Below are 15,980 nucleotides of genomic sequence, written 5' to 3'. Positions count from 1 at the left end.
CGTCTCCGCCGCCACCGTCCGCGCCGCCCGGCCCCGTCCGCGCTGCCCCGGCTGCACCCTGGAGCTGCCCCGAGGCCGACGCGGCGAGTCGTGCGTGTGGTGCGGCTTCGTCTTCGCCGCCGTGGCCCGCCGTCCCCGCGGCACGGGCCCCCGTCCCAGCAGCACGCGCTCCAAGTCGCGGAAGGCGCGATGAGCGGGACGTACCGACTCACCGGCCGCACGGAGACGGGGGACCTCGCGGAGCTGTACGAGGCCGTGCTGCTGCCCACCATCCCCGTCGCGGTGAAGCTGTTCCTGCCGCGCACGTCCGACCCCGCCTATGCCCGCGAGCTGGCGGAGACCGTCCGGCGCCTGCAGCCCGTGCGGCACCCCGGCATCCTCCACGTGGTGGATCTGGGCTTCGTGAACCAGCGGCTCGCCGTGGTGCGCGAGGACGTGGACGGCTTCACGCTGGGCATCGCGCTCCAGCGCCTCAACACCAAGGAAGTGCTGCTGCCGCCCACCGTGGCGCTGTCCATCGTCATCCAGCTGCTGGAGGCCGTACAGCTCGCGCACGACGCGGGCGTCGTCCACGGGGCCCTCACCCCCGGCAACCTGCTCCTCGCCCATGAGGGCCATGCGGCCATCTGCGACTTCGGCGCGCTCCAGGCGCTGCTCGCCGTGCCGCAACTCAAGCGCACCTTCGCGCATCGGGGCCGCAGCGCGTACCGCGCCCCCGAAGTGACTCGGGGCGAGCCCCCCACGGAGGCCTCCGACGTCTACTCGCTGGGCGCCATCGCCTACGAGCTGCTCACGCTGCGCGAGGCCGTGGTGGCCGGCAGCGGCGTGAGCACCCGCCGCGAGACGCTGCCGCCCCCCAGCCGGTTGGACCGGCGCATCAACTCGCGGCTGGATCCGGTGGTGATGCGCGCGTTGGACCCTGCGCCCCAACGGCGCTTCCGCTCGTGCGGCGAGTTCGCGCAGGCCCTGCGCAACTTCCTCTCCGCCAGCGGTGGCCTGTCCGGTCCGGAGGACGTGGCGCGCTTCGTGTCGGAGCTGTTCCCCAACGAGGTGAGCCTCGCCTCGCCCGGGCCCGTGCCGTTCGCGGAGGCCTTCCAACTGGAGCCCATCTCCGGCGCGGAGATGGAGGACCTGCACGCCGAGGAGCTGGAGGCGTCCATCGTCCAGCGCGCGCCGTACACCCGCCCGCCCACGGAGCACGAGGCTTCGGCGGACACGCAGGACGCGGCCCCCGGCTTCGAGGAGTTCCGCCCGGAGGACTACGCGTCGGATCCGCCCCCGGAGCCTGAAGCCCCGTCCGAGGAGGACGCCCCGGAGCCGCCCGCTGACGGGGAAGCGAGGAGCACCGACCCCTCGCATGCGGGCCCCCTGGAGCAGGGCTGGGACGCGCCGCCCGGCGTCATCGCGCAGAAGTCCCGCCGTCCGCAGGTCGTCCCGCAGGGCGGCGCGGATGGGCACTCGTCCACGCGCATCGGGCGCAACCCGCGCATGAAAGTGGTGGAGGACTTCTCCTCGCCGCCGCCGCTGGGCTCGGACGAGGAGCCCGCGCCCTCCCAGCGTCGTCCGGCCCTGCGCCCCGCGCGCGGCGCCGCCGGCAGGTCGCCCGTCCAGGAGACGTTGAGCCTGCCCTCCGCGGGAACGCCCCAGCCCCACGCCGACGCCGACCGGGGCAGGGGACCCGAAGCCGCGGAGCCCGCCGTGCCCCGCCAGGAGCGCCGGGGCCGCGCCGAGCCCACCGAAGCGCTCGCCGCCGAAGCCCGCCCGGAGCGCCGTGCCCGTCCGGACGCCAAAGCGGAGCCCCGCTCGCGCCACGACATCGCGCTGCCCGCGCCGTCGGACCGGCACCTGCCGGTGTCCCAGCGCTTCGACACGGTCGAGACCCCGCGCCTGGACCCGCTGGCCGCCGCGACCCGTCGCAAGCGCCTGCGCGTCCTCGCCGCCGGCATCGCCGCGGTGGGCCTCTTCATCTTCGCCGTCGCCGCGTGGCGGCTGGGCCTGGACCCCGTCCCCGCGCAGTCGTTCCCCCAGTACGATCCCAACGCGCCCGCGCAGGCCACTCCCACGCCGCCCGAGCGCACCACCACCTCCACCGGGGCGCGCCCCATCACGCCTCCGCCGCCCGCGCCCGCCGCGTCCGGCGCCTCCCAGGACGTGGAGGACCAGCAGGACGACGGGGCGGAGGACGGGGCGGAGGACGGCGCCGGACCGGCGGTGCCTCCCAAGGCGCAGCGCGCGTTCCTCACGCTGCGCACGAACCTCCCGGCGCGCGTCTACATCGACGGGGTGCGGGTGCGCCGGACGACGCCGCTCCTGAACTTCCCGGTGCGCGCCGGCACGCGCGACATCCGCGTGGTCGCGCTCTCCACCGGCGAGCGCAAGGACTTCCAGCTCCGCTTCTCGCGGGGCCAGCACCAGAAGCTGGACGAGCAGTTCCAGCCTCTGCCCACCAGGCGGTGACCGTGGAGCGGACGCGCATCTTCGTCGTCGAGGACCAGCCGCAGCTGCTGCGCAACCTCATCAAGGCCCTGGGCACCTTCCCGGAGCTGGAGCTCGTGGGCACGTCCCAGGACGGTGAGCAGGCCGTCGAGGACATCGTCCGCGAGCGCCCCCAGCTCGTCCTGCTGGACCTGGAGCTGCCGAGCATGCACGGCATCCAGGTGACCCAGAAGGTCAAGCGCCGCGCCCCCGAGGTGGAGATCCTCATCCTCACGTCCTTCGAGGAGGAGCAGAAGGTCTACGAGGCCATCCAGGCCGGCGCCTCCGGCTACCTCGTGAAGCGCGTGGGGCCGGAGAAGATCCGCTCCGCCATCCAGGAGGTCATGGAGGGCGGCACGGTGCTGGAGCCCCTCATCGCGCGCCGGTTCTGGAACTACTTCCAATCCGTTCAGGCCCGGCCCGCCCAGAAGCCCGCGGTGCTGCCGTGGGGGCTCACCGAACTGGAGCTGGATGTCCTGCGCTACGTGGCCAAGGGCCTGTCCAACGCGGAGGTGGGGCAGGTGATGACGCTGGAGCGCCGGACGGTGCGCACGCACCTGTCGCATATCTACCGGAAGATGGGCGTCAACTCCCATGTGGATGCCGTGGTGATGGCACTGCGTGAAGGTGTCGTGGATCTCTAGCGCTGGGGTGGTTACGGTGGGGCACCTATGCCCAAGGCTTCCCCGCGGTCCGCCGCGCGCGCGGTGGACCCCATCCTCCACGCCCTCTTCGACGTTCACGAGGCAACGCTTCCCAACGGCCTGAAGGTCCGCCTGCTGGCGAACCACCAGGCCCCGGTGGTGAGCCTCTACACCTTCTTCCAGGTGGGCAGCCGCAACGAGCGGCCCGGCATCACCGGCATCAGCCACCTGTTCGAACACATGATGTTCAACGGGGCGAAGAAGTACGGCCCCAAGATGTTCGACAGGACGCTCGAGTCGAACGGCGGTCGCTCCAACGCGTACACGTCCAACGACATGACGGTGTACTACGACGACTTCTCCGCCGACGCGCTGGAGACGGTGCTCGACCTGGAGTCGGACCGGATGCGCTCGCTGCGCATCTCCGACCAGACGCTCACGAGCGAGCGCGAGGTCGTCAAGGAGGAGCGCCGCGTCCGGGTGGACAACGAAATCCCCGGCATGATGGACGAGGAGCTGGGCACGCTCGTCTACAAGGCGCACGCGTACCGCTGGCCCGTCATCGGGTGGATGGCGGACATCGAGAACATCACCCGCGAGGACTGCCAGGAGTACTTCCGCACGTACTACGCGCCCAACAACGCGGTGCTCTACATCGTCGGGGACATCGACCCGAAGAAGACGCTCGCGCTGGTGCGACGCTACTACGGCGACATCCCGCGCGGCCCCACGCCCGCCCCCGTCGTCAACGCGGAGCCCGAGCAGAAGGGCGAGCGGCGCGCCGTCGTGCGCCACCCCGCGCAGTCCCCGTCCGTGATGATCGGCTTCCGGGGTCCGGCGGCGAGCGACGAGGACACGCTGGTGCTGGACGTCGTCCAGTACGTGCTCACCAAGGGTGAGGGCAGCCGGCTGGTGAAGTCGCTCGTGTATGACCAGAAGGCCGTCGTGTCGGTGAGCCTGGACTGGAGCTGGCGCATCGACCCGGGGACCGTCCTGTTCTACCTGGAGCTCAAGCCGGACTCGGACCCGGCGAAGGTGGAGGGCCTCTTGTACGCGGAGCTGGAGAAGCTCGCGCGCGAGGGCGTCACCGACAAGGAGCTGCAGAAGGCGAAGAACAACCTGCGCGCGGACCACCTGCGCGAGCTGTCCACCAACAGCGGCCGCGGCCACGCCCTGGGCCACTACGAGGCCCTCCTGGGCGACTGGCGCGAGGGGCTGTCCCTGCCCACCTTCTACGCCGCCGTCACGCCCGAGCAGGTGAAGGCCGTCACCGCGAAGTATTTCGCCCCCGAGCGTCGCTCGGTGGTCACCCTCCAGCCCGAAGCCGGCGCCATCGAGCCCGGCGACGACGCGGACGCTTGAAGCGTCCCGCGAGGAAACCGCTCCCGCGTATGGCCTCCCGAAAAATCGCCTCCGTGAAGAAGACCGTCCGCAAGGCCGCCAAGGCCGTGCGCAAACAGGCCGTCAGCGCCCGCAACAAGGTCGCGGTCGCCGCGGTCCGCGCCAAGACCCCGGCGCGCTCGAAGTCCGCTCCCTCGAAGCCCGCTCCGAAATCCGCCGCTCCGAAGTCCGGCGCCGCGGCCACCGGGGCGCTGAAGCTGCCGCCCCTGCATGAGAGCACCACGTCCACCGGCCTGAGGGTCATCGCCGCCGAGCGCGGTCCGCTGCCGCTCGTGTCGGTGCGGCTGGTGATGCGCGCTGGCGCCGTGTGCGATCCCCAGGGCAAGGACGGCCTGGCGGACTTCACCGCGCGCCTGCTGCGCCGGGGCACGAAGCGCATGGACGCCGACGGCATCAGCGAGGCCGTGGAGTTCGTGGGCGCCAGCCTCTACGCGGGCGTCAACGAGGACGTGCTGTCCGTCTACCTCACCACGCCGGCGGAGCACTTCTCCGCGATGCTGGACGTGCTGGGGCAGGTGGTGCGCGAGCCCACGTTCCCGCAGCAGGAGGTGGTGGACGCCCGTGAGCGCGCGCTCGCGCAGTTCGCCAACGACCTGGACGACCCGTCCGCCATCGCCGACCGCGCCTTCACGCGCGTGCTCTGGGGAGACCACCCCTACGGGCGCGACCTGGGCGGCATCAAGCGCACCGTGTCCACCTTCACCCGCGACGACGTCGTGCGCTTCCACGCTGAACGCATGGGCCCGCGCGTGTCGATGCTCACCGTGGTGGGCGCCATTGCCCCGGAGACGGTGGCCGCGGAGGCGGAGCGCGCCTTCGCCGGCTGGACGGGCGGACCGGACACGCCGCCGGAGCTGCCGCGCAAGCAGGCGCCGCTCGCGAAGGCGGGGCAGGTGCTGCTCGTGGACAAGCCGGACCAGACGCAGTCCCAGGTGCGCCTGGGCGGCCCGGGCTTCTGGCTGGGCCACGAGGACTACTTCCCGGCCACGGCGATGAACATCGCGCTGGGCGGCGGCTTCACGTCGCGCCTGATGAACGAGATCCGCGTCAACCGCGGCCTCACCTACGGCGTCAGCTCCTACTTCGACACGATGAGCGCGGGCGGCGTGTTCGCGCTGTCCACGTTCACGAAGACGGCCTCCACGCGGGAGATCATCGACGTGGCGTTGGAGGAGATCCACGGCGTGCGCGACGGCGGCCTCAAGCCGCGCGAGCTGAAGGACGCGCAGAGCTACCTGGCCGGCCTCTACCCGCTGCGCACGGAGACCAACGAGTCCGTGGCGTCCGTCATCGCGGACATCCGCATGCACGGGCTGGGCGATGACTGGGTGGAGAAGTTCCGCGACCGGCTGCGCGCCGTGACGCCGAAGGACGTGGCCCGGGTGGCGAAGAAGTACGCCTTCGCGGACCGGCCCGCCATCGTCGTGCTGGGCAAGGCGTCGGAGGTGAAGCCGCTCCTGGAGGGGCTGGGCCCCATCACCGTCGTGCCCGCGTCGGAGTACGAGTGAGCAGCGGCAGCGCCCGCATCCTCTTCGACGGCGCGGGAGTGCTGGTGGTGGACAAGCCGGCCGGGGTGCTCGTCATCCCCGGTCGGGAGGGCGGCGCGTCCTTGCGCGACACGCTGGAGGCGGAGCTGGGCCGCAAGGTGTACGTCGTACACCGGTTGGATCGCGACACGTCCGGCGCCCTCGTCTTCGCGCTGGACGCGGGCGTGCACCGCGCGCTTTCGCAGGCCTTCGAGGCGGGCAAGGTGCGCAAGCGCTACCGCGCGCTGGTGGAGGGCCGGCTGGAGGCGCCCCAGTGGGTGGACGTGCCGCTCGTGGCCGGGCGCAAGGGCCGCATGCGCGCGGCCCGGCCGGACGAACCGGACGCCAAACCGTCGCGCACGCGCGTGCGCCCGGTGGAGACCTTCGCGCGCGCCTCGCTGGTGGAGGCCGAGCCGGTGACGGGCCGCACGCACCAGATCCGCATACACCTGTTGTCCCTGGGCCATCCGCTGCTCGTGGACCACCAGTACGGCCGCGAGGCGCCGCTCACCGAAGGCGACCTGGGAGGGCAGGGGACCGGGGAGGTGCTCACGCGCACGCCGCTGCACGCCGCGCGCGTGGAGTGGCCGGCGCTGCCAGGGGTGCCCGCGCACGCCGTGGAGGCCCCGCTGCCCCCGGACATGCTGCGGGCGCTGGAGCTGCTGCGCGCGGCCGGGTGAGGCCCTGCGCTACGGGGGCGCGCTCAGCGTGAAGATGTTGGACGTGCTCGACACGCCGTAGCCGTCCGTCACGATGAGCTGCACGGTCCCCGCGGTGGCGTCCACGCTGACGGTCGCGGCGCACACGCCGTTCTCGCACGGGCCAATCTTCGCGGGCTTCACCTTGCCGCGCGAGGACGTCAGCTCCAGCGAGCCGCTGAAGTGCGGGGCCCGGGGGCCCTCGGCGTGCACGGTGATGGAGAAGGCCTCCCGGCTCGTGCGCGCCCCTTCGATGGGCTCGAACGCGTAGCTGGTGATGTCGCCCTTGAGGATGGGATCGTCCGGGTTGGCGCCACCATCTCCCGGTGTGCCTGCGTCGCCGTGCGGCTCGACGGAGCCCGCGTCGGTCTCCATCAGGACCCCCGCGTCCTCGCCAGGCTCCTCCTCCTTGGTGTGGCCGGGCGGCACCAGGACGAGCGCCTCCTCGGCCACGGTCTCCCGCCCGTCATCCAGCCGCAGCCGCAGCGCATGCGCGCCCGAGCCCAGGCCCTGGGGCACCGTCGCGATGATGACGCCTTCGGGGTCGAAGTGCGTCACCGTCGCCTCCGTGTCGTCCAGCCAGACGCGGCCCTCCACGATGCGATCACTCGCTGACTTCGCGGCGTAGTCCACGGCGACGCCGTAGCGCGCGTCGAACTGCACGGTGATGAGGTCGTCCTTGGTGTTGACCGGCAGCGTCGCCGGCTCCACCGAGACGATGGTGGGATCGGGCAGCTCCAAACCGCTCGTGCAGGCCCACGCCAGCACTGCCGCCCCCAGCAGCGCCAGGCCGCCGCGCTTCACGGTGTGAACCCCACCCCGAAGGACACGGACGCGCCGCCCAGCTGCGCGTGGAGGGAAGGCGTCCGCACGGGAGCCAACGCGCCACGCACCTCCGCGAGGACGCTCCAGTGCCCGAAGGCATACGCACCCTGCATGGCCAGGAATCCCATGGCGCCAAGCTTGCGCTCATCCGCGGCGGGCGGGAAGACGTCCGGGGTCTCGGGTTCCGCCAGCGACAGCTGATGGCGCAAAGCAAGCACTCCGCCCCCTGCACGGCCGTCCAGGCGGAGGGACCCCTGCTGGAAAAGGGTGACGCGCGTGGACAGCAGCAGGGGAAATCCCCAGACGCGTGAGCGCACTTGCGTGCCGTCCTCACGCCGCACGTCGAGCATCGCGTGGCGCAGCCCCACCTCCGCCTCCGCTGACAGCCGTCCGCGCCACAGGGGCAGGGGAACCGTCACGCCCAGCGCGAGCAGCGGTCCGCCGTTGGCGCCGGCCGCGAACGACGCACCGCCCAGGAGGAACAGCGACGTGCGCCCTTCGCGCGAGCGCGCACCCGACGCAGTGGGCGCGTCAGACGCAGTGGACGGGAAGGGCAGGAGGTTGTCGTCCACCGGCGACCGCACGGGCTCGGAGGGCCCGGTCCGCGCGGGCCGCACGTCGGCCTGGATCCGCGCCGCGTCCATCGTCTCCGAGTCGCGCCAGCGCACCGTGACGCTCACCCGCGGGGCTCCCGCCTGGGGCCTTACTGCGAAGAGCCGCCCCCGGGGAGGCTCGGCCTTCACCGTGGCGCCCGTCGCGACGACGCGCACGTCCGAAGGGCGCACCGACCCCTCCACCCCCTCGAGCACGAGCCAGCCGCCGTCCTCCACCGACAGCGGCTCCGGCGTGAGCGCGGCGACGAGGGGACGCTCGGCGGGCACCGACAGCGGCGTGCTGCGATCCGTGGTGAGCGTGCCGCGCGTCGCGAGCACGCGCGCCTCCTTCGCGTCCGGAGGCACCTCCACGGGAACCTGCGCCCGGCCCTGCGCGTCCGCCTTCACCGGGCCGAAGCGGGCATCGCCCACCGCGACCACCACCTCCGCTCCGGGCGCGGTGGACACATCCAGCGTGGTGCGCCCCAGCATGGGCACCCGCACGGTGGTGACCTCCGGGGGCCGTCCATCCTCCACCCAGAACGCGAGCACCGCCCACAGCGGGTAGCGCACCGGCGGCGGCGTCCAGCGGAAGATCCGCTCCGCGCGGCCTTCCACCCGCGTGGCCTCCCAGGTCCCGGAGGAGGCCGCCGCGCGCACGGGGCCGGTGCCTTCCGGCACCCGCACCCGCACCACCACGAGCTGATCCTGCCCGAGCACGAGGCGCCCGGGCGTGGCCTCCACCTCAGGCAGCTCCGCCTGCGCCGCGGTGGCGACGCAGAAGAGGAGGGCGGCAATGGCCATGAAGAGCGGCGGACGCATGCAGGAAGACCAGCCTCCCAGTTGACCGCCGCTCGGGCCTTCGGGTCAATCCCCGGAAGGCGGGGAACTCTCCGAGACGGCGTCCAGATCCATGCCCAGGTCCATGTCCGGGTCCAGCGCCGGCTCCGCCATGGCCGCCATGGGCTTGTCCGCGGGGCCTGAGCGCTTGTTGGACGGGGGGTTGAAGGCGGGCCGGTCCACCGGCTCGCCGCCCCGGCCGTGCACCAGCGTCTTGGTGTCGGAGCGGAAGGTGAGGTCCACCTTGTCGCCGCGCACCGCGGTGACCAGGCCCACGCCGAACGTCGGGTGGTGGATGACCTGATCCACGCGGTACGTGTCCTTGGGGCTGTACTTGGGCGCGCTGGCGATGTCCTTGCCCGCGAGCTGGTCGTCGAACGAGATGACGACCTTCTCCGCGCGCGGGGTGCCGGCGCGCGCGGCCTTGGCCGTGGCGGCCTTCGTGGGACGATCCGTGACGCCCGCCTTGCCGCGGAAGGCGTGTTCCCCGCCGCAGGTGTTGCAACGGACGCGAGCGATCTTCGGACCGACCATCGCGAGGATGGTGTGCGCGAGTGACAACTTGCAGCGGGTGCAGAGGGAATCCACCTCGCCGCCGACCTTCTGGGTAGCCATGCTGTTGTGTCGCTCTGGCCCGGCAACTCCCCATGAGGGCGCGCCGGGCGTGGAAGGAAAAGGGTCGCGGAACATAACGGCGTCCCCTTGGAGGAGAAAGCCCCATCGCATCCCACCCCCTGACGACACGCGTGCGCCCCCTTGCCAGCCAACCATGGCGGTGGGGGTGGGATATCCCGGAAGGGAGTTCGCTTGTGCGCGCGTCCGGGGCACGTAGAGTAGCTGGACTGAACGCATGACCACCGAAACCCCCAGCAAACCGAACCGCCTGAGCGGAGCCTTCGTCCAGTCGGTGGAGGGCTTCGGCAAGGGCCTCATCGACGTCGTCTCCACCATTGGCGGCGTCGTCGCCCTGGGCCTGGATGTCTTCCGCTGGAGCGTCCGGCGCCCCTTCCGCCTGACGAACCTGTTCACCCAGCTGGACTTCGTGGGCGTGGGCTCCATCTTCATCGTCGGGCTCACCGGCAGCTTCACGGGCATGGTGTTCGCCCTCCAGACGTCCACCGCGTTCGCCCTCTTCGACGCGGAGAGCCTCGTGGGCCCCACCGTGGCCCTGACCCTCACGCGGGAATTGTCCGCGGTGTTCGCCGCGCTGATGGTCACCATGCGCGCGGGCTCCGCCATGTGCACGGAGCTGGGCACCATGCGCGTCACCGAACAGGTGGACGCGCTGGAGACCATGGCCGTCAACCCGGTGCAGTACCTGCTGGTGCCCCGGGTGCTCGCGGGCCTGTTCATGGTCCCCGCACTCACCATGCTCTTCAACACCACGGGCATGACGGGCGCCTACATCGTCGCGGTGTTCGGCCTGGGCATCTCCCCCGGCACCTTCCTGTCGCGCACGCAGCAGTGGATGGCGCCCATGGACGTCTACGAGGGGCTCATCAAGGGCGCCATCTTCGGCCTCGCCGTGGCCCTCATCTGCTGCTTCAAGGGCTACAACGCGTCCGGCGGCTCCAAGGGCGTGGGGCAGGCGACCACGGAGGCGATGGTCGCGAGCGCGCTGTCCATCTTCATCCTCGATTTCATCGTCGGCATGATGATGCACTGATGGCCGCGCCGACCTCGGATCCGGCCCCGAAGCCGATGATCGACATCGTGGACCTGCACAAGACGTTCGGTCCCAACAAGGTCCTCACCGGCATCAACCTCACGGTGCCGTCGGGCAGCACCTGCGTCATCCTGGGCGGCTCCGGGTCCGGCAAGACGGTGTTGATGAAGCACATGATCGGCCTGCTCAAGCCCGACACCGGCAAGGTCATCATCGACGGGGAGGACATCGTCCCCATGGGCGTGCAGGGCCTGCAGCAGGTCCGCCGCAGCTTCGGCATGGTGTTCCAGGCCGCCGCGCTCTTCGACTCCATGACCGTGTTCGAGAACGTCGCCTTCCCGCTGCGCCAGCACACGAAGCTGCCCGAGGACGCCATCCGGGAGAAGGTCAGGAAGCGCCTGGACCTGATGAGCCTCAAGCCGGAGGTGGAGGAGAAGTTCCCCGCGGACCTGTCCGGCGGCATGCGCAAGCGCGTGGGCCTGGCGCGCGCCGTGGTGCTGGATCCCAAGGTCGTCCTCTACGACGAACCCACCACGGGCCTGGACCCCATCACCACCGACTCCGTGGACGAGATGATCCTCACCGCGCAGAAGGAGCTGGGCGTCACCAGCGTCGTCATCAGCCACGACATCGCATCCGCCTTCAACGTGGCGGATCAGATCGCCTTCCTCTCCAAGGGCGTCATCGTGGAGCACGGCCCGCCGGAGCAACTGCGCGAATCCCAACAGCCCGCCGTCCAGGTGTTCCTCCAGACGTGGTTCGGCAAGAACTAGGGACTGCAAGAATTCCGGCCCCCCATGAAAAGCTGGCACCCGGCATGCAAATCGTTAGAGTCGCGCGCGGCCGGTAGCGCTCGGAGTCACATCAGGTGAAGAAGCTCGTCACGCCCTTCCGTGTTGGCCTGCTGGTCATCGCCGCCGGGGCATTCCTCATCACGTTCGTGCTGTTCGCCCGCAAGGGCGGCTTGAGCGACCGTGAATCCACCCAGGTGTGGGCCTACTTCCGGGACGCGTCGGGGCTCGCCGTGCGCGGCCGGGTGCAGATCGCCGGCATCCCGGTGGGTGAGATCAGCGACATCACCCTGGAGGGCACCCGCGCCAGGGTCTGGCTGAAGATCCGCAATGGCGTGGACGTGCGCCAGGACGCGGCCATCACCAAGCGCTCGGAGTCGCTGCTCGGCGACTACCTGCTGGACCTGAACCCCGGCACGGAGCAGTCGCCCCCCCTGGAGAACGGCGGGCAGATCCGCCGCGTCATCGACACCCAGGGCATGGAGGCCGTCTTCGAATCGCTGTCGCAGATCACCTCCGACATCCAGCAGGTGACGGGCGCGCTGCGCGAGGTGCTGGGCGGTGAGAAGGGCGCCGGTTCGCTGGAGCGCATCGTGGAGAACCTGGTCCGCCTGTCGGACTCGGTGGACGCGACGGTGCGGCGCAACACGGACCGGCTGGACACCATCATGGCCAACGTCGAGGGCGTGTCCTCGGACGTGCGCGCCATCACCCAGAGCAACGGGGCGGACGTCAACCGCATCGTCAACAACGTGGAGATGATCACCAAGGACGTCCGCGACGTCCTGGGGACCGTCAAGAACATCGTGGGCAGCGGGGAAGGGGAACTCAAGGAGAGCGTCTCCAGCCTCAAGCAGACCCTGGGGCGGCTGGACAACACGCTCGCCAACCTGGAGGACATCACCCGCAAGGTGAAGGACGGCGAGGGCGCCGCGGGCGCGCTGCTCACCGACGAGCAGCTGGGCCAGCGCGTGGGCGAGGCCGTCACCGACATCTCCGACTTCGCCAGCCGCCTGGCCACCATCCAGACGGAGGTGGGCCTGTCCAGCACCTACCTGCTGGCCCAGGGCGCGTCGAAGAACGGCCTGTCGCTGCGGATCATCCCCAAGCCGGACAAGTACTACCTGCTGGAGATCATCGACGACCCCCGTGGTTCGGTGAGCACGCAGGTGGTGCAGACCAACCCGCCGTCGGACGGGGACCCTGTCATCCAGACGCAGAAGGTGACCAAGGAGTCCTTCAAGATCAGCCTCCAGTTCGCCAAGCGCTACTACTTCACCACCCTGCGCGTGGGCCTCATCGAGTCCACCGGCGGCGTGGGCGCGGACCTGCACTTCTTCGACGACGCGCTCACCCTGAAGATGGACGCGTTCAACTTCACCGCGGACGAGCTGCGCTACCCGCGCCTGCGCGCCACGCTGCGCGCCCAGGCGTTCGACCACCTGTTCGTCGTGGCGGGCATGGACGACATCATCAACGCCCAGCAGCGCGACACGGCCACCAAGCGCCTCATCGCCGGCCGGGACTTCTTCTTCGGCGCGGGCTTCTTCTTCACCGACGACGACCTGAAGTCCCTCATCGCCACCACGGGCATCCCCGCCTTCTAGCCCCGCCCCTTGACCTTGGCGGGCAGGTGTCGTACCCGGCACGGGCACGGGGTTTCCCCTACGATTCGCCGTGCCCTGACGCCGCCGTCCCCGCGCCAGGTCACCCCCAGGAAGCCCGCATGTCTCTTCTCGTCGTTGGTTCGATCGCGCTCGACTCGCTGGAAACGCCCTTCGGCAAGAAGGAGGACGTGCTCGGCGGGTCCGCCACCTACTTCTCCACCTCCGCGTCCTTCTTCGGGCCGGTGCAGCTGGTGGCGGTGGTGGGCGAGGACTTCCCGGAGGCCCACCTCCAGTTCCTGCGCGGCCGCGGCATCGACCTGGAGGGGCTCACCCGCGAGGCCGGCCGCACCTTCCGCTGGAAGGGCAAGTACGGCTGGGAGCTCAACGAGGCGCAGACGCTGGACACCCAGCTCAACGTCTTCGAGTCCTTCTCCCCGAACCTGCCGCAGGCGTACCGGGACACCCCCTACGTCTTCCTGGGCAACATCCACCCGGAGCTCCAGTCGCGCGTGCTGGATCAGGTGAAGGCGCCCCGGCTGGTGGCCGCCGACACGATGAACTTCTGGATCCAGGGCAGCCGCGCCGCGCTCCTGAAGACGCTCCAGCGCGTGAACCTGCTCTTCATCAACGACGCGGAGGCGCGCCAGCTGTCCGGCGAGCACAACGTCGTGAAGGCCGCCCGCGCCATCCTGGCCATGGGCCCCTCGCGCGTGGTCATCAAGCGCGGCGAGCACGGCGCGCTCCTCTTCGATCAGGACCACATCTTCGCCTGCCCGGCCTTCCCCCTGTCGGAGGTGTTCGATCCCACCGGCGCGGGTGACACCTTCGCCGGCGGCTTCATGGGCACCCTGGCCACGTCGTCCTCGGGCAAGGTGGACGGGCAGCTCTTGCGCAAGGCCATGGTCATGGGCAGCGTGATGGCCTCGTTCACCGTGGAGAAGTTCAGCCTGGAGCGCCTGCGCGAGGTGCAGCGGCCGGAGATCCACGCCCGCTTCAACGAGTTCAAGAAGCTGACCCACTTCGACGACCTGGGCCCCCTGGACGCGGTCGCCGGCGGCCGGTAGGCGCCAGAGCCGGAGCGCCGGGAGCCGGGAATCGGTGGGGAACTTGACGGGCCACACCCACCCTTCCTAGGCTCGGCGGAACGCAGTGGATGAATAAATCCGGCAAGGTCACCCTTTTTCAGCCCGAGTGGGTGCTGAAGGAGGCCCCTGTCGGGAGGTCACGGGTTGAGCGAAAACCGAAAGCACGCGCGGGTTGGCACCCACCTGCGCTGCTGGTGTGAAGGTGAGAACGTGACCCTGTATGCGCGCGTCGCCAACCTGAGCGAGGGCGGACTCTTCCTGCGGACGAGCACCCCCCTGGCGAAGGGCGCGCGGGCGCAGGTGCGGCTGTCGCAGGCCACGGACACGGAGCTGCAGGCCCAGGCCACCGTCGTCTGGTTGCGAGGAGGCGAGCAACCCGTCGGCAGGCCCCCGGGCATGGGCCTGAGGTTCGAAGCGTTGGACGCGGACGCGCTGGTGAGTCTGCGGCGCATCATCTCCCAGCAGCAGACCTCCCCATAGGCTCTCCCATGCGCATCGCCGTCATCTCCGACATCCACTCCAACATCGAGGCCCTCACGGAGGTGCTGCGGGTGGCGGAGCACCAGAAGGTGGACCGCTTCGTGTCGCTGGGGGACATCGTCGGGTACGGGGCGTCTCCCAACCCGTGCTGCGAGCTGGTGCGCTCGGTGGCGGAGATCACGCTCCTGGGCAACCACGACGCCGCGGTGGCCGGGCGCATGGACTACTCGTACTACTACGACGCCGCCCGGCACGCGCTCGACTGGAGCGCCAACGTGCTCTCCGACGAGAACCTGGCCTGGCTGCGCAGCCTCCCGTACACGTACCGCATCGGGGAGGTGGGCTTCTGCCACGGCTCACCCATCGACCCGAAGGCGTACGAGTACATCTTCGCGCTGGAGCAGGCGCGGGAGCTGACGCCGTACGTGGCGGAGCTGCCGGAAGTGACGTTCATTGGCCACAGCCACCTGTGCCGGGCGTTCGCCATTGGCAACGGCGAGGTGAACGACGTGGTGGCGCAGAAGTTCGTGCTGCGCAAGGGCTACAAGTACATCGTCTCCGTGGGCAGCGTGGGCCAGCCGCGCGACTACGACAACCGGGCCTGCTTCGTCATCTGCGACACGGACGCGCGCACGGTGGAGTACCTGCGCGTGGAATACGACATCGAGACGTCCGCGCAGAAGATCTTCGACGCGGACCTCGCGCTGAACTTCGGCAAGCGCCTGTTCCTGGGCGTCTGAGGGCCTGCTGGACGCCGTGCGCAAAAAGCGGCGCGGCTGGACGGAAGGTGGCATAAACCCGGACCGTGCGCCTCCAGGTCCTCCGTCCGATGCGGCCCTTCCGGGGCCTCGGTTTCGCCGCCGTCCTCGTCCTCGCGCTGGGCACCTCCGGGTGCCGTCGTGGTCCCGCGCCGCCCTCGCCTGAATACGAGCAGGCCAGCCGCCGGTGGACGTCCCTCTACGGTCAGAAGCTGGACTCCGCCTACCTGGACCCGGCGACGGGGGAGATTGAGGCGCTGCTCCAGCGCGTCCCCGCCGACAGCGTGGACTCCGCCGCGTCCCAGGACCTCTTGCGGCGCATCCAGGAGGGCCGCGCGCGGATGCAGGCGGCGGCCGAGGAGCAGCGGCGCGCCGTGGCCAGCGCCCGGACGGTGCCCACCACCGACCCTTCCCAGACGAACATCCCCCGGCGCGTGGAGCCCCAGGCCGAAGCCCCGGTGGACGCCGGCCCGGGCGACGCGGGGATGGACGGGCCCCAGATTGGCACCCCGGCCTCCGAGCTGGTGGCGGGCTTCCGGGGCTGCTTCCGCCGCTCCACGCCCGTCACGGTGGAAGGGCGGGGGATGCGGG

At 70.8% G+C, this 15,980-nt stretch carries 15 protein-coding genes and 1 pseudogene; 13 read left to right on the top strand and 3 right to left on the bottom strand.

Annotated features, from left to right (window positions below):
• The 6 genes and pseudogenes from D7X12_RS43790 to D7X12_RS28425 all read left to right on the top strand — a co-directional run.
• Positions 1-193: pseudogene (locus D7X12_RS43790) on the top strand (hypothetical protein); the annotation flags it as partial.
• Entirely contained in the window at positions 190-2,457 is a 2,268-nt protein-coding gene (locus D7X12_RS28445; protein ID WP_120628405.1) for a serine/threonine-protein kinase, read from the top strand. The pseudogene D7X12_RS43790 and the gene D7X12_RS28445, both read left to right, overlap by 4 nt.
• A 2-nt stretch (positions 2,458-2,459) precedes the next feature.
• Complete coding sequence (locus tag D7X12_RS28440) at positions 2,460-3,119, top strand: response regulator (protein WP_208719346.1); 660 nt, start codon at positions 2,460-2,462, stop codon at positions 3,117-3,119.
• Positions 3,120-3,146: 27 nt separating this feature from the next.
• Entirely contained in the window at positions 3,147-4,481 is a 1,335-nt protein-coding gene (locus tag D7X12_RS28435) for a M16 family metallopeptidase (protein ID WP_120628403.1), read from the top strand.
• 29 nt (positions 4,482-4,510) lie between these two features.
• Positions 4,511-6,028: a M16 family metallopeptidase gene (locus D7X12_RS28430; RefSeq protein ID WP_120628402.1), complete on the top strand. Its 1,518-nt coding sequence runs from the start codon at positions 4,511-4,513 to the stop codon at positions 6,026-6,028.
• Positions 6,025-6,726 (top strand): RluA family pseudouridine synthase, encoded by a 702-nt coding sequence (locus tag D7X12_RS28425; protein WP_120628401.1) that lies wholly within the window; start codon positions 6,025-6,027, stop codon positions 6,724-6,726. The genes D7X12_RS28430 and D7X12_RS28425 overlap by 4 nt, the downstream gene beginning before the upstream one ends.
• Positions 6,727-6,735: 9 nt before the next feature.
• On the opposite strand, the gene D7X12_RS28420 is transcribed toward D7X12_RS28425, so the two are convergent.
• Genes D7X12_RS28420 through D7X12_RS28410 form a run of 3 tightly spaced genes read right to left on the bottom strand, consistent with a single transcriptional unit; the run spans position 6,736 to position 9,617 of the window.
• Positions 6,736-7,548 carry a hypothetical protein gene (locus D7X12_RS28420; protein WP_120628400.1) on the bottom strand — a complete coding sequence of 271 codons (813 nt, stop codon included), beginning with the start codon at positions 7,546-7,548 and terminating at the stop codon, positions 6,736-6,738.
• Positions 7,545-8,984, bottom strand: a complete 1,440-nt coding sequence (locus tag D7X12_RS28415; RefSeq protein WP_120628399.1) for a hypothetical protein — start codon at positions 8,982-8,984, stop codon at positions 7,545-7,547. The genes D7X12_RS28420 and D7X12_RS28415 overlap by 4 nt, the downstream gene beginning before the upstream one ends.
• A gap of 45 nt (positions 8,985-9,029) precedes the next feature.
• Positions 9,030-9,617, bottom strand: coding sequence for a hypothetical protein (locus tag D7X12_RS28410; RefSeq protein ID WP_120628398.1), 588 nt, complete (start codon positions 9,615-9,617; stop codon positions 9,030-9,032).
• Positions 9,618-9,852: 235 nt separating this feature from the next.
• Here D7X12_RS28410 and D7X12_RS28405 point away from each other — a divergent pair, with 235 nt between their 5' ends.
• From D7X12_RS28405 to D7X12_RS28375, 7 genes are all read left to right on the top strand, one after another.
• A complete protein-coding gene (locus D7X12_RS28405; RefSeq protein ID WP_120628397.1) occupies positions 9,853-10,668 on the top strand; it encodes an MlaE family ABC transporter permease in 816 nt (271 codons plus the stop codon).
• Positions 10,669-10,703: 35 nt separating this feature from the next.
• Entirely contained in the window at positions 10,704-11,441 is a 738-nt protein-coding gene (locus D7X12_RS28400) for an ABC transporter ATP-binding protein (RefSeq protein WP_120628407.1), read from the top strand.
• Positions 11,442-11,536: 95 nt separating this feature from the next.
• Positions 11,537-13,066 carry an MlaD family protein gene (locus D7X12_RS28395; protein WP_120628396.1) on the top strand — a complete coding sequence of 510 codons (1,530 nt, stop codon included), beginning with the start codon at positions 11,537-11,539 and terminating at the stop codon, positions 13,064-13,066.
• Positions 13,067-13,185: 119 nt separating this feature from the next.
• The gene (locus tag D7X12_RS28390) at positions 13,186-14,130 is read left to right on the top strand and encodes a PfkB family carbohydrate kinase (protein ID WP_120628395.1); all 945 of its coding nucleotides are present in this window, start codon (positions 13,186-13,188) and stop codon (positions 14,128-14,130) included.
• Positions 14,131-14,295: 165 nt separating this feature from the next.
• Positions 14,296-14,631 carry a TIGR02266 family protein gene (locus tag D7X12_RS28385; protein WP_120628394.1) on the top strand — a complete coding sequence of 112 codons (336 nt, stop codon included), beginning with the start codon at positions 14,296-14,298 and terminating at the stop codon, positions 14,629-14,631.
• Between the two features lie 8 nt (positions 14,632-14,639).
• A complete protein-coding gene (locus D7X12_RS28380) occupies positions 14,640-15,371 on the top strand; it encodes a metallophosphoesterase family protein (protein WP_120535203.1) in 732 nt (243 codons plus the stop codon).
• Between the two features lie 65 nt (positions 15,372-15,436).
• Positions 15,437-15,980 (top strand): hypothetical protein (locus D7X12_RS28375; RefSeq protein WP_208719344.1); only part of this gene is annotated, 544 nt, incomplete at its 3' end.

Origin of the sequence: Corallococcus sicarius (assembly GCF_003611735.1) — a bacterium.
Taxonomy (GTDB): domain Bacteria; phylum Myxococcota; class Myxococcia; order Myxococcales; family Myxococcaceae; genus Corallococcus; species Corallococcus sicarius.
This window is presented reverse-complemented; position numbering and strand designations above follow the sequence as displayed.